This window comes from Streptomyces sp. NPDC042102 (assembly GCF_055582305.1).
This window is the reverse complement of sequence record NZ_JBVJDL010000003.1, coordinates 653,090-665,671: the sequence shown is the minus strand read 5'-3', so window position 1 is coordinate 665,671 and position 12,582 is coordinate 653,090. Positions and strand designations below refer to the sequence as shown.

At 74.1% G+C, this 12,582-nt stretch carries 10 protein-coding genes; 3 read left to right on the top strand and 7 right to left on the bottom strand.

The window, feature by feature from the left end; genetic code table 11:
• The first annotated feature begins 56 nt into the window (after positions 1-56).
• Positions 57-2,159 (top strand): TPM domain-containing protein, encoded by a 2,103-nt coding sequence (locus ACZ6KO_RS16345; protein ID WP_469304985.1) that lies wholly within the window; start codon positions 57-59, stop codon positions 2,157-2,159.
• Between the two features lie 32 nt (positions 2,160-2,191).
• Positions 2,192-2,908, top strand: coding sequence for a PspA/IM30 family protein (locus tag ACZ6KO_RS16340; RefSeq protein ID WP_469304634.1), 717 nt, complete (start codon positions 2,192-2,194; stop codon positions 2,906-2,908).
• A gap of 81 nt (positions 2,909-2,989) precedes the next feature.
• Here ACZ6KO_RS16340 and ACZ6KO_RS16335 read toward each other — a convergent pair whose 3' ends face one another.
• The 7 genes from ACZ6KO_RS16335 to ACZ6KO_RS16305 form a co-directional block, all read right to left on the bottom strand.
• Complete coding sequence (locus tag ACZ6KO_RS16335; protein WP_469304984.1) at positions 2,990-5,566, bottom strand: SpoIIE family protein phosphatase; 2,577 nt, start codon at positions 5,564-5,566, stop codon at positions 2,990-2,992.
• Positions 5,567-5,724: 158 nt separating this feature from the next.
• Positions 5,725-6,153, bottom strand: a complete 429-nt coding sequence (locus ACZ6KO_RS16330; protein WP_469304633.1) for an ATP-binding protein — start codon at positions 6,151-6,153, stop codon at positions 5,725-5,727.
• 154 nt (positions 6,154-6,307) lie between these two features.
• Positions 6,308-6,772: a (deoxy)nucleoside triphosphate pyrophosphohydrolase gene (locus ACZ6KO_RS16325; protein WP_469304632.1), complete on the bottom strand. Its 465-nt coding sequence runs from the start codon at positions 6,770-6,772 to the stop codon at positions 6,308-6,310.
• 43 nt (positions 6,773-6,815) lie between these two features.
• Positions 6,816-7,001 carry an SPOR domain-containing protein gene (locus ACZ6KO_RS16320; RefSeq protein WP_469304631.1) on the bottom strand — a complete coding sequence of 62 codons (186 nt, stop codon included), beginning with the start codon at positions 6,999-7,001 and terminating at the stop codon, positions 6,816-6,818.
• 367 nt (positions 7,002-7,368) lie between these two features.
• Entirely contained in the window at positions 7,369-8,121 is a 753-nt protein-coding gene (locus ACZ6KO_RS16315; protein WP_469304630.1) for a GntR family transcriptional regulator, read from the bottom strand.
• A 122-nt stretch (positions 8,122-8,243) separates the two neighbouring features.
• Positions 8,244-9,479, bottom strand: a complete 1,236-nt coding sequence (locus ACZ6KO_RS16310) for a DUF4190 domain-containing protein (protein WP_469304629.1) — start codon at positions 9,477-9,479, stop codon at positions 8,244-8,246.
• Between the two features lie 99 nt (positions 9,480-9,578).
• A complete protein-coding gene (locus ACZ6KO_RS16305) occupies positions 9,579-11,153 on the bottom strand; it encodes a S8 family peptidase (protein ID WP_469304628.1) in 1,575 nt (524 codons plus the stop codon).
• A 535-nt stretch (positions 11,154-11,688) separates the two neighbouring features.
• Between ACZ6KO_RS16305 and ACZ6KO_RS16300 the strand changes: the two genes are divergently transcribed.
• Positions 11,689-12,513, top strand: coding sequence for an isocitrate lyase/PEP mutase family protein (locus tag ACZ6KO_RS16300; protein WP_469304627.1), 825 nt, complete (start codon positions 11,689-11,691; stop codon positions 12,511-12,513).
• The last annotated feature ends 69 nt before the right edge of the window (positions 12,514-12,582 follow it).

Below are 12,582 nucleotides of genomic sequence, written 5' to 3'. Positions count from 1 at the left end.
CTGTGACGCCGCCGAAGAAACGTACCGTCGTGCGGGCCGGGCTGGCGCTGGGGTCCGTGCTGCTGGGCCTCGGCGGGGTCGCGGCGGTCTCGGGCCTCCACGCGCCCGCCGCGCGGGCCGAGGACCCGGTCGACCTGTCGAAGCAGGGCCAGGTCACCGACCGGGTGGGAGCGCTCGGCGACCGGGCGCCGGCCGTCGCCGCCGCGCTCGGCCGGCTCTACGACCGCCACAAGGTCCAGCTCTTCGTGGCGTACGTACGGGACTTCTCCGGGCGTTCCGCGCAGAGCTGGGCCGACGCCACCGCACAGCGCAACGGGCTCGGCCGGGACGACCTGCTGCTGGCCGTCGCGACCGGGGCCCGGCGCTACGCCTATTCGGCCGACGTCGACTCCGCTTTCACCGAGGCGCAGCTGGCGCAGGTCGCCCGTACCGCGATCGAGCCGGCGCTGCGGCAGAACGACTGGGCGGGCGCGGCGATCGGCGCGGCCGACGGCTACGACGCGGTGCTGGCCGGCCGGCCCGTGACCGCGCCCGCGATCACCCCCGGCCCGGCCGACCCGGGTGACGGGTCCACCGGCACGGACGGAGCCGGGGACTACGTCCTGCCGGTGGTGGCGGTCGGCGCGGCGGGCGCGCTGGCCGCGTACGCCTACCGGCGCTCCAGGCGCCGCGGGGGCGGCGGTCCGCGCACGGCGGGCACGCCGGCCCATCCCGGCTGGGGGGAGGGCGCCGCGGCGCGGCTGCCGCTGCCCGAACTGGACGCCCGGGCGAAGGCCCTGCTGGTGGAGGCCGACGACGCGGTGCGCACCAGCACCGAGGAACTCGGCTTCGCGGTGGCGCAGTTCGGCGAGGAGGCCGCGCAGCCGTTCACGGACGCCGTCGCGTACGCCCAGGACGAGCTGACGCACGCGTTCCGGCTGCGCCAGCAGCTCGACGACGCCTACCCCGAGGACGACGCGACCCGGCGCCGGATGCTCGACGAGATCGTGGCGCGGTGCACGGAGGCGGGCCGGCGCCTGGACGCGGAGTCCGCGGCGTTCGACCGGCTGCGCGCGCTGGAGAAGAACGCCCCGCAGGCGCTGGCCGCGGTCGAGACCCGGTTCCGGGAGCTGACCGGCCGGGCCACCACCGCCCGGGCGACGCTGACGGCGCTGGCCGGGCGGTACGCCGACTCGGCGGCCGCTCCGGTGGCCTCGCACGCCGAACGGGCCGAGGACCGGCTGCTGTTCGCCACCGGCCAGCTCGGCGAGGCGCGGGCCGCGCTCGCGGCGGGCGAGGCCGGCCGGGCGGCGGTGCACGTACGGGCGGCCGAGGGCGCGGTGGACCAGGCGGGCACGCTGGTGGAGGCGGTGGACCGGCGGGCGCAGGAGCTGGCGGAGGCGGCGGGGAAGCTGGACGGCGCGCTGACGGAGACCGAGACCGACCTGGCGGACGCGCGGGGTCTGCTGACCGGCACCCCGGAGGGGGTCTCGACGGCGGATCTGCGCGGCCGGATCGCGCGGGCGGAGTCGGTGCTGGGCGATGTCCGCGGGGAGGTGGCGGCCGGCCGCTACGACCCCATCGACGCGCTGCGGCGGGTGGAGGAGGCCGACGCGGCGCTCGACGAGGCGCTGGCGGGGGCGCGGGAGCGGGAGAGCGCCGACCGGCGGGCGCGGAACCTGCTGGACCAGGCGCTGCTCTCGGCGCGCAGTGCGATCGGCGCGGCCACGGCCTCCATCACGACCAGCCGCGGCGCGGTCGGCAGCCAGGCCCGGACCCGCCTGGCGGAGTCCCAGCGCCACCTGGAACGTTCGCTGGCGCTGGCCGGCTCGGACGCGGCGGGCGCGCTGGCGGAGGCGCAGCGGGCGGACGCGCTGGCCCGCGAGGCGCAGCGGCTGGCGGAGGAGGACGTGCGCGGCTACCGCGATCCGTACGCCGGGCGTACCGGCGGTGGCACGGGCGGTGCGGTGCTGGGCGGGATCATCCTGGGCGAGCTGCTGCGGGGCGGGCGCGGGGGCGGGAGCGGGGGTTTCGGCGGCGGGGGTGGCTTCGGGGGCGGCTTCGGTGGTGGCTTCGGTGGCGGGGGCGGCGGCGGGTTCGGGGGCGGTTCCGGCCCGGGGCCCGGCTCGTTCGGGGGTGGTGGCACGCGCGGCCGGATGGGCGGCGGCGGCCGTTTCTGACAACCCGACATCCCGATGGAAGAAGGACGTCCATGAGCAAGCAGACCATCCTCGGCCGTGTCACCCAGCTCGCGAAGGCGAACATCAACGCGCTGCTGGACCAGGCGGAGGACCCGCAGAAGATGCTGGACCAGCTGATCCGCGACTACTCCAACAACATCTCGGAGGCGGAGCAGGCGGTGGCGACGACGATCGGCAACCTGCGGATGCTGGAGCAGGACCACCAGGAGGACGTGGACGCGGCGGCGGAGTGGGGGAACAAGGCGCTGGCGGCGAGCCGCAAGGCCGACGAACTGCGGGCGGCGGGTTCGACGGCGGAGGCCGACACCTTCGACAACCTGGCCAAGGTGGCGCTGGGCCGGCAGCTGCGGTCGGAGAAGGAGGCGACGGAGGCGGAGCCGACGATCGCGGCGCAGACGCAGGTCGTGGACTCGCTGAAGGCGGGGCTCACGTCGATGAAGGAGAAGCTGGCGCAGCTCCAGGCCAAGCGGGACGAGCTGGTGGCGCGGGCGAAGACGGCGCAGGCGCAGAACACCATGCTGGACGCGGTGAAGAGCATGGACGTACTGGACCCGACGAGCGAGCTGCACCGTTTCGAGGACAAGGTCCGCCGGGAGGAGGCGCGGGCGCTGGGGAAGGGGGAACTGGCGGCGTCGTCCCTGGACGCGCAGTTCGAGGCCCTGGACGACCTCGACCGCCGCTCGGAGATCGACGCCCGCCTGGCGGCCCTGAAGGGCCGTACGTCCTGACGGGACCACCGACCGCGGGGGCTCCGCCCCCGCACCCCCGCGCCTCAAACGCCGGCGAGGCTGGATCAGCCCGCGGCCCGGCTAGCCGTACAGGTTCAGGAGTTCTTCCGCCGAGAGGTCGGAGGACTGTTCAGGCCCCGCCCCCGGCAGCGGGAGTTCGAACCACACCGTCTTCCCGCGGTGCGTGCGCCGCGTCCCCCATCCGGCCGACAGCAGCCCCACCAGTTGCAGCCCGCGACCGCCCTCGTCGGTGTCGCGCGCCCGCCGCCGCCGCGGCTGCGCCAGGTTCGCGTCCCAGACCTCGCACACCAGCGTCCGGTCCAGCAGCAGCCGCATCCGGATCTCGCCCTGCCCGTACCGCAGGGCGTTCGTGACCAGCTCGCTGACCAGGAGTTCCGTGGTGTCCAGCAGGTCTTCCAGACCCCACGCGGGCAGCTGGGTCCGGGCCAGTTCGCGGGCCCGGCCCACCGAGCGGGCCTCGCGCGGCAGCTGCCAGTCGCCGACCGCATCCCTCGGCAGCCCCTGGACCCGTGCCATCAGCAGGGCGATGTCGTCCTCGCCGTGCCGGGTGTCCAGGGTCGCCAGCACGTGGTCGCAGACGTCCTCCAGCGGCCGGACCGGGTCGGCGAGGGCCTCGCGCAGGCCGCGCAGGCCCTCCTCCAGCGGGTGGTCCCGCGACTCGACCAGGCCGTCGGTGTAGAGCGCCAGCAGCGCGCCCTCGGGCAGTTCGACCTCGACCTCCTCGAACGGCTCGCCCCCGACGCCCAGCGGCATCCCGGGCGGGACCTCCAGCATCAGCGCCGGCTCACCGTTCTCGACGAGGACCGGCGGCATGTGACCGGCGTTGGCGATGGTGCACCGCCGGGTCACCGGGTCGTAGACGGCGTACACGCAGGTCGCGAGGTAGACCTCCGCCAGGTCCTCCTCCCCGCCCCGCGCCCGCGACGGGGACGTGCCGCCGCGCGCGCCGAGCCCTCGCGCCACCTCGTCCAGCGCCGTGAGGACCTCCGCCGGTTCCAGGTCCAGCAGGGCCAGCGTGCGCACGGCCGTGCGCAGCTCGCCCATCGCGACGGCCGCCCGCAGGCCGCGGCCCATGACGTCGCCGACGACGAGCGCGGTGCGGTGCCCGGGCAGTTCGATCACGTCGAACCAGTCGCCGCCGACCTCGGTCGCCGCGTTGCCCGGCAGGTAGCGGCAGGCGATGTCCAGGCCCGCCGCCTCCGGGTCGCCGGGCGGCAGCAGGCTGCGCTGCAGTATCAGCGCCCGCTCGTGCTCGCGCCGGTACAGCCGCGCGTTGTCGATGCACACGGCCGCCCGCGCCGCCAGCTCCACGGCCACCGCCCGGTCCCGTTCCCCGAAGGGCTCGCTGCCCTTGGTCCGGGAGAACTGCGCGAGGCCCACCACCGTGTCGTGCGCGACCATCGGCACGACCAGCGTCGACTGGACCAGGTCCTCGGGTCCGCCGCCCTCGATCAGCCGCGGCCGGGCCGTCCGCAGGGCGAGTGCGGCCGGTGAGGCGGCCGGGTAGCGGTGGACCTCTCCGACGGCGACCAGCGGGCCCCACAACGGGGCGTCGGAGACGGCGCTGGCGAAGGCGACCCGCCGCAGCTCGGCCGACGGCACCCGGGCCGCGCCCTGGTCCGGCAGGGTCGGCACCCCCGGGCCCTGCGGCCGCGCGGGGCGGTCGTCGTCGCCGAGCAGCAGCCCCTGGTAGAGGTCGACGGCGGCCAGGTCGCAGAACCCGGGGACGGTCACGTCGAGCAGTTCGCGGGCGGTGGTCTCCAGGTCCAGGGAGTTGCCGATGCGGTGGCCCGCCTCGTTGAGCAGGGCGAGGTTGCGCCGTACGCCGGCGGCCTCGCGCGCGGCCAGGTGGCGGCGCGTGACGTCGGTGCCGAGCCCGGCGACGCCGATGGGCCGGCCGGTGCCGCCGTGCACCCGGTAGAGGTTGATGGACCAGTGCCGGTGCTCGCGGCTGCCGGGGGCGGCGCCGGTGATCTGCAGGTCGGTGACGGACACGCCGGTCTCCAGCACCCGCCGCAGGGCGTCGGTCATCCGGTCCGCCTCGTGCGGGGCGAGGTAGTCGTGGACGGTACGGCCGCGGTGCTCCTCCGCCGTGCCGCCGAAGACGGTCGCGAAGCGCCGGTTGGCGCGCCGCACGGTCAGGTCCGTACCGAAGAGCAGAAAGCCGAAGGGGGATTGTCCGAAAATGGCTTGGGACGCCGCGAGATCGGACTCGATCCTGCGCAGCGCGCGGACGTCGACCACGACGCACAGCGCGGCCCGCTCGGCGGTCTCGGTCTCGGTGGGCATCACGTAGATCTCGGCCACGCCGTGCCGGCCGTCGCCGCCGGGGATCCGGAAGGGGACCAGGCCGGTCCATTCGTTGCCGTCGAGGATCTCGGCCACCTTGCGGTGGCCGCCGTCGCGCAGTTCCGGCGGCATGAACGCCTCGACGGGGTCGCGCCCCACCGTCTGATCCGCGCTCAGGCCGAAGAGTTCCTGGGCGCGCAGGCTCCACTGGTCGATGAGACCGTCCGGCCCGATCGAGAAGGACGCGACCTTGATGTAGTCATATATCGAGCCAGGCGGACTGCTGTGCCAGAGGGCGTCGTGCCACGCCTCCCCGGGCACGCGCGTCTGATGTGCCTGCGCAGGTATTTCGCTCACGCGACCGTCCCCTCCAGCTCACCGCAACCGGACCGGCCATGACCGAAGTATTCAGCACCACGGCCCCGGACGGCACGGCGTTCACGATCACAGCAAGGTCTCAGTCATTTCCGGCCAGGCCGGCCGGGCGTCAGCCAACCGTCACTTTGTTACTCACCAGGCAGGGCCAGCTCGAACCACACAGTCTTGCCCGATTTTCCGTGTCTGGTCCCCCAGCGCTGCGCCGAGACGGCCACCAGGTGCAGTCCCCGGCCACCTTCGTCGTCGGGGGTGGCGACCCGTTCGCGGGGCGGATCCGGAAGCGGATCGGAAACCTCCACGAGCAGCGCGGGGCCGCTCGCGGGGCTCCCGGTGGCCTGTTTACGCCGCTCCAGCCGGACCCCGATCGGGCCGGAGGCGTACCGGAGCGAATTGGTGACCAGCTCGCTGACCAGCAGGACGGTGACGTCGCCGACGGCTTCGAGGCCCCATTCGTGCAGGGCCCCGCGCACGGCGTGCCGGGCGGTGCGGACGGCGCCGGGTTCGGCGGGGAAGGCCCACTCGGCGCATTCACCGTCTGTGTCGATCACGCCGATCACTTCCCGGGCCAGCAGCGGACCCCGATCCGTTCGTCAGCGACGAGATAGGGACGAGATAGGGATTAATAGCGACATACCCGGTTATTAAGGCGTCGTACCACCCGATCCGCCGACCACCGGCGCACTGTGGCACGTACGGCCTACAGCGCGAGCCCTACGCGCCCCCGGGCCCGGCCCCGGGCACGGGGGAGGCGGAGCCCCCGGCCGCGACCACGTTCCCGGCCGCGGCGGCGCGCAGCCTGCGCCCCACCTCCGCGACCGCCGGGCGGTCCTGGTCGAGCCAGTCCACCGAGTCCAGCTCGTCGGGACCGAGCCAGCGCAGTTCGTCGTGGTCCTCCAGCGGCGCGGGCGTGCCGGACAGCAACCGCACGGACCACACGTGCAGGACCAGGCCCGGCCGCACGGGCCACGCGCCCGGGATGCGGTCCACCGGCGCGGTCTCGACCCCGAGCTCCTCGCGCAGTTCGCGGACCAGGGCGTCGGGGACGCTCTCCCCCGGCTCGGTCTTGCCGCCCGGCAGCTCCCAGCGGCCGGCGACCTCGGGCGGCGCGCTCCGGCGGGCGGCCAGCAGGCGCCCCCCATGACAAAGGGCCCCGCCCACGACCACTCGTTCAGTCATGGACGGAGCCTATGCCACCGCATCGCGGGGAGTTCCGTGCGGTTCAGTTCGCCGTGGCGGTCTGGTTGATCCGCTCGACCCAGTAGAGCTGCTTGTGTCCGCGGTCGTCGAGGCTGTCGGCGACCTTCTGGGCCTCGGACCGGGTGGCGTAGCGCCCGACCCGGTAGCGGTTGCCGTTGTCGTCCTGCCGTATGACCAGCCACGGGAGCAAGGCACCGCTGTCGTTCATCGCGCTCCACCCTCCGCCGCCGTACCTGCCCAGGAAACCGCATTGCGCATATGCCCGAGCTTACGCCCGACCTTTACAGAGCGGATACGGTTTTTCACGAAGAGGTACCTGGCAGGCGTACGCATCCGGCCATGCGTACGAGCGGGCCGCGCACGCCGGTTCAGCACCGGCGCACGGACGCCCGGCACCGGGCCGGGCCAGGCCGTACGCACCTCCGGCCCGGCGGGCGGGCCCACCGGGGAGGCCGCGCGCGGGACGCGGACACCGGGGGTGGGGGCGATCGGCATCACGCCGAAACCCGCCGTTCATCCCCGGGGCGACGGCGGGGCGGGCGGCGGCGCGGGCGCGGGAGCCCGCGGCCCCCGCGTCAGCGGACCGGCATGTGGTACGCCAGCCGGTAGCGGTCGGCCGGGACGACCACGTCGGCGGTCTCCACCGCGCGGCCCGACGCGAAGTACGTACGGCCGATCACCAGGACCACGTGGCCCGGGACCCCGCCGAGCGCCAGGATCTCCTCCGCCAGCCCCGGGCGGGCACCGACCTCCTCGACCACGTTGTCGACGACCACGTCGATCGCGGCCATCCGGTCGACCACGCCGCAGCCGCCCAGCGGCCCCTCCTCCGGCAGCATGACCGGGGTGCGGCCGGTCACGGCGAGCGGCTCCCAGGAGGTGGAGAGCATCATCGCCTCGCCCGCGTCCCGGAACACGTACCGCGTGCGCATCACGCGCTCGCCCACTTCGATGCCGAGCCGCTCGGCGATCCCCGCCGGGGCGTCGGTCTGCTCGCTGCTGGAGTCCCAGGTGCCGCGGGACGTGGGGTCCGCCTGCTCCTGGCGGAAGGGGGTCGACAGGCCGGCCTCGCGGTAGCCGGAGCGGGCGACGCGGCGCGGCACCGGCTGCTCCCGTACGTACGTGCCGGACCCGGAGCGGCCTTCGACCAGCCCTTCCGCCATGAGCACCTTGCGGGCCTCCAGGGCGACGGTGTCCGAGACGCCGTACTCCTCCCGGATGCGGGCCTGCGAGGGCAGCCGGGTGTGCGGGGGCAGGGACCCATCGACGATCTTCCGCCGCAGATCCCCGGCGACGCGAAGATAGGCCGGCTGCTCACCGAAAGTCACTGGCCACTCCCATCAGGTTGACAGACAGCAACAGCCTGGCAACCAGTGGTTGATGACCGCAAGTAAGGGCCAGGGTTTCACCCGATGTGATGAAGCCTGGTCCCCAAACCCGTTACCGTGCGTTACGCGGCCTCGCGCGACGGCGTCCGGCCCGCGCCGGGGGCCCCGCTCCCGCCCTCGCCGCGCTCCGACAGCCACCCCGGGACCGTCGTCGACAGCCCCAGCGCCCCGCGCAGCTTCTTCTCCGCCTCGACGCCGACCGCGTTCGCCGCGTCCGCCCACGCGTCCTCGAACGCCGCCGCGTCCTTGGCCCCGGACGCCTTGCGCCAGGCCGCCCGCGCCCGGTCCACCTCCGCGCGCAGCACGTCGGCGGGCCGCTTGACGGCCTTGTTGCCGCTGACCGTCAGCAGGGCGGTGGTCTCGGAGGCCAGCGCGCCCTCGACCTGGCGCGCCCACGCCCGGTACTCGGGCAGCGCCCGGGCCACGTCGTCCTCGTCCGGCGCCTGGCCGAGCTGGAACTCGACGTCGTTGGCGGCCTTGAGGAAGACCGCCTGCTCCGACGTCACCCCCGTCTGCTTCAGGCTGCCGCTGTGCTGCTCGCGCGTCGTCCCGATCACGCACATGATCCGGCGGTCGCCCAGGACCCAGGACTCCTTGCTGGGGGTGAAGTAGTACATCTCGGCGTACTCGGGCAGCGCCCAGGAGTCCGGGGCGTAGTCGTCCTGGGCCTTCCAGCAGGCGTCCTCGGCCTGCAGTTCCATGACCTCGTAACCCGGGAAGCCGCCCTTCTTCTCCACCGTGACCTCCGCCGAGGTGACCTCGGCGTGGTGCGGCTCGGCGCACGGGACGACGAAGACGAAGACGGTACGCCGCTCCATGTCGCCGCCGGGCACGTTGTAGCACTGGCCGTAGCGCACGCGCTCGATGTCCGTGCGCCGGCCCTCCGCGGTCCCGCCTCCCCCGGCACGCTCGGCCATCCCCTCGCGGACGCCCTTCATGAACTCGGGGCCGACCGCCTGGACGAAGAACACCATCACGACGCTCATCACCACCGACACGGCCAGGCCCGCGATGGCCAGCGGCTTGCCGCGCTGCCCCTGGGACCGGATCTGGACCAGCGCCACGATCGCGAACACGATGCCCAGCGGCGTCAGGCAGACCAGCCCGAGCACGAGCGAGGCGACCGCGAAGCCGTTGAGCGTCCGCTGCTGCGGGGAGCCGGGCGGCGGGGCCCACGGGTTCTGCGGGTTCGGCGGGGCCCACGGGCTCTGCGGGGACTGCGGGTTCTGCGGGTTCTGCGGGGACTGCGGTGGCGGCCAGTTGTGGGAGGGCGGCGGAGTCGGCGGCGGGAAGCTCACGGGGCAGGTGCTCCAACGGAAGGCGCGAACGAATGCGCGAATAGTACGCAGCGGGGGCGACCGTCGACCGGTCGCCCCCGCCACGCCGTCCGTTCAGGGTCAGAACTGCAGAGACCAGGCGTCGATCTTGCCGGTGTCGATGTTGGCGTTGTCGTTCACCCGCAGCTTCCAGGTGCCGTTGGCCACCTCGGAGGAGGCGTTCACGGTGTAGGTCTGGAGGATGTTGTCCGCGCTGCCGCCACCGCGGTTGTGCAGGGTGTACACGCTGCCGTCGGGGGCGACCAGGTCGACCTTCAGGTCACCGATGTACGTGTGCTTGATGTCCACGTTGACCTTGAGGGCGGCCGGGGCGTTGCCCGCGACCCCGCTGACGGTCACCGGGGACTCCACCGTGGTGTGGTCGGCGATCGCGTAGTCCGCGGTGTTCTCGAACTTCGGCCCGGGCGGGTTGGTGGTGCCGCCGCCGACCTTCAGCAGGAGGTTCGGCGAGCCGGTGCCGGGGCCGGTCACCACGTTGGGCGTGGCCGCGCCGACCAGAGCGGCGCTCACCTGGGCCGGGGTGCTCGCGGGGTTCTGCGAGAGGTACACGGCGGCCGCGCCCGCGACGTGCGGCGAGGCCATCGACGTACCGGAGATGGTGTTGGTGGCGCTGTCCCCGCTGTTCCACGCCGAGGTGATGCTCGAGCCCGGCGCGAAGAGGTCCAGGATGGCCCCGTAGTTGGAGTAGCTGGCGCGGGCGTCGGTGCTGGTCGTCGCGCCGACCGTGATGGCCTCGGCCACGCGGGCCGGTGACTTGGTGTTGGCGTTGGTGTTCTCGTTGCCCGCCGCGACCGCGTAGGTGATGCCGGCGGCTATGGAGTTCTTCACCGCGGTGTCGAGGGCGGTGTCGGCGCCGCCGCCGAGGGACATGTTCGCCACGGCCGGCTTCACCGCGTTCTGGGTCACCCAGTCGATGCCCGCGACCACCTGGGCGGTGGTGCCGGAGCCCTGGTTGTTGAGCACCCGGACGCCGACGATCTTCGCCTTCTTGGCGACGCCGTAGGCGTTGCCGCCGACGGTGCCGGCCACGTGGGTGCCGTGGCCGTGGCCGTCCTGCGCCACGTTGTCGTTGTCGATGGCGTCGTAGCCGTTGAAGGCGCGGCCGCCGAAGTCGGAGTGGCTGATCCGGACACCGGTGTCGATGACGTAGGCGGTGACGCCCTCGCCGGCCTTGTCCGGGTAGGTGTAGCTCTGATTGAGCGGCAGCGCGGCCTGGTCGATGCGGTCCAGCCCCCACGACGGCGGGTTGGGCTGGGTGGCGCTGACCGTGAACGTCCGGTTCTGCACGACGGACGTGACCGCCGGGTCGGCGGCGATCTTCTTGGCCTGCGCCTCGGAGGCCTCGATCGAGTAGCCGTTGAGCGCGGCGGTGTAGACCTTGTCGATCTTCGCGCCGTGCTTCTCGGCGACGGACTTGCCCGCGGCGGCGGTGGAGCGGGCCGCGGAGTCCTTCAGGATCACGATGTAGCTGCCGGCGACCGTGTCGGCCGCGCCGGCGTTCTCGATCCGGCCTTCCGCGGCGGATCCGCCGGCGGCCGCGGCCGGGAGTGCGGACGCGGCGCCGAGCACGAGGGCGACGACGGCGGTCGCACTGACGCCGACGAGCCTGCGACGGGTATGACGCATCACGGACATGTGAGGGGTCCTCCTCATAGGTGGTGCGCTGCGGGGGGTGAAGCGACATGCCCATGACAAACGCCGTTGTCTGACGGACCGTCGCCTCCAAGAGGTTGGCCCACGTTCTCGCCATCCGACAAGAGGACGACGGATGCGTAACACGCGTGCCACACAACGGCCATGATCAGGCAAAGGTTGCACGCACAGGACGGCCCGGGGCCCAATACCGGTTCCGGCCAGCCCACCCCCTTCCACCCCGTCTCGACCGCCCCGCGCGCCACGGGCGCGGGCGCCGGCTCCTCCCGAGACCACCGCCGGTGCCCCCGGCCGGAACCACCCCCTCCGCCCGGTGCCGCGGCGGATCGTTTTTCCGCCACCGGCCGCACGGCGCGGCGGGCCGCGGCCGGCGGCGGACCCACCGGGCTCATTTGTGAAGCTTTCGTGCGGGCCCCGCACGGGGTCCGGGGCCGGCCGCGGTACCCGCATGGTTCGGCTTCCGGCAGGTGTCGGAAATCCGCCGGACCCGGCGCCGCCGGTCTGATGGACTGCCCCCATGACCATGCATCGTGACAGCTCCCGTGCCCGTGCCGAGGCCTTCGCCGCGCTCCACACCCCCGCCGCCCCGCTCGCCCTCGCCAACGTGTGGGACGTCGCCGGGGCCCGGCTCGTCGAGGCCGCCGGGGCGCCCGCCGTCGCCACCACCAGCGCCGGCGTCGCCTGGTCGCTCGGCGCGGCCGACGGCAACGCCCTCGCGCGCGAGCGCGCCGTCGACCTCGTGGCCCGGGTCGCCGGGGCGGTCGGCGTACCGGTGACCGCCGACATCGAGAGCGGCTTCGGCGCGGACCCCGCCGAGGTCGGCGAGACGGTCGCCGCCGTCATCGCGGCCGGCGCCGTCGGGATCAACCTCGAGGACGGCGCCCACGAGCCCGCCGCGTACGTCGAGCGGCTGGCCGCCGCCCGGGCCGCCGCCGACGCCGCCGGGATCCCGCTCTACATCAACGCCCGCATCGACACCTACCTCCGGGGGCTCGGCGAGCCCGGCCCGGCCCGCCTCGCCGAGACCCTGGCCCGCGCCGCCGCGTACCGGGAGGCCGGGGCCAGCGGGATCTTCGTACCCGGCGTGCACGAGCCGGCCGCCGTCGCCGAGCTCACGGCCGGGATCGACGCGCCGCTGAACGTCCTGGCCGGCCCCGGCGCCCCGACCGTCGCCGACCTCGGTGCGCTCGGCGTGGCCCGAGTCAGCCTCGGCTCGTGGGTCGCGGAGGCGGCGTACGCCCTGGTGCGGCGGGCCACCGAGGAACTGCTCACCAAGGGGACGTACGACGCGCTCGACGGCTCCCTGGGCTACGGGGAACTGAACGGCCTGTTCCCGCGCTGACCCCTTCCGTGCGGCTGCGGCCGCCGGACGAGGTCCGGGCCGGCCCGCAATCCAGATGCCGTACCAGCC

Excerpts from the sequence above, each read along its gene's own strand:
- ACZ6KO_RS16320 (WP_469304631.1), bottom strand. The coding sequence starts at position 7,001 with ATGAACGACAGCGGTGCCTTGCTCCCGTGGCTGGTCATACGGCAGGAC.
- ACZ6KO_RS16325 (WP_469304632.1), bottom strand. The coding sequence starts at position 6,772 with ATGACTGAACGAGTGGTCGTGGGCGGGGCCCTTTGTCATGGGGGGCGC.
- ACZ6KO_RS16340 (WP_469304634.1), top strand. The coding sequence starts at position 2,192 with ATGAGCAAGCAGACCATCCTCGGCCGTGTCACCCAGCTCGCGAAGGCG.
- ACZ6KO_RS16305 (WP_469304628.1), bottom strand. The coding sequence starts at position 11,153 with ATGTCCGTGATGCGTCATACCCGTCGCAGGCTCGTCGGCGTCAGTGCG.
- ACZ6KO_RS16300 (WP_469304627.1), top strand. The coding sequence starts at position 11,689 with ATGACCATGCATCGTGACAGCTCCCGTGCCCGTGCCGAGGCCTTCGCC.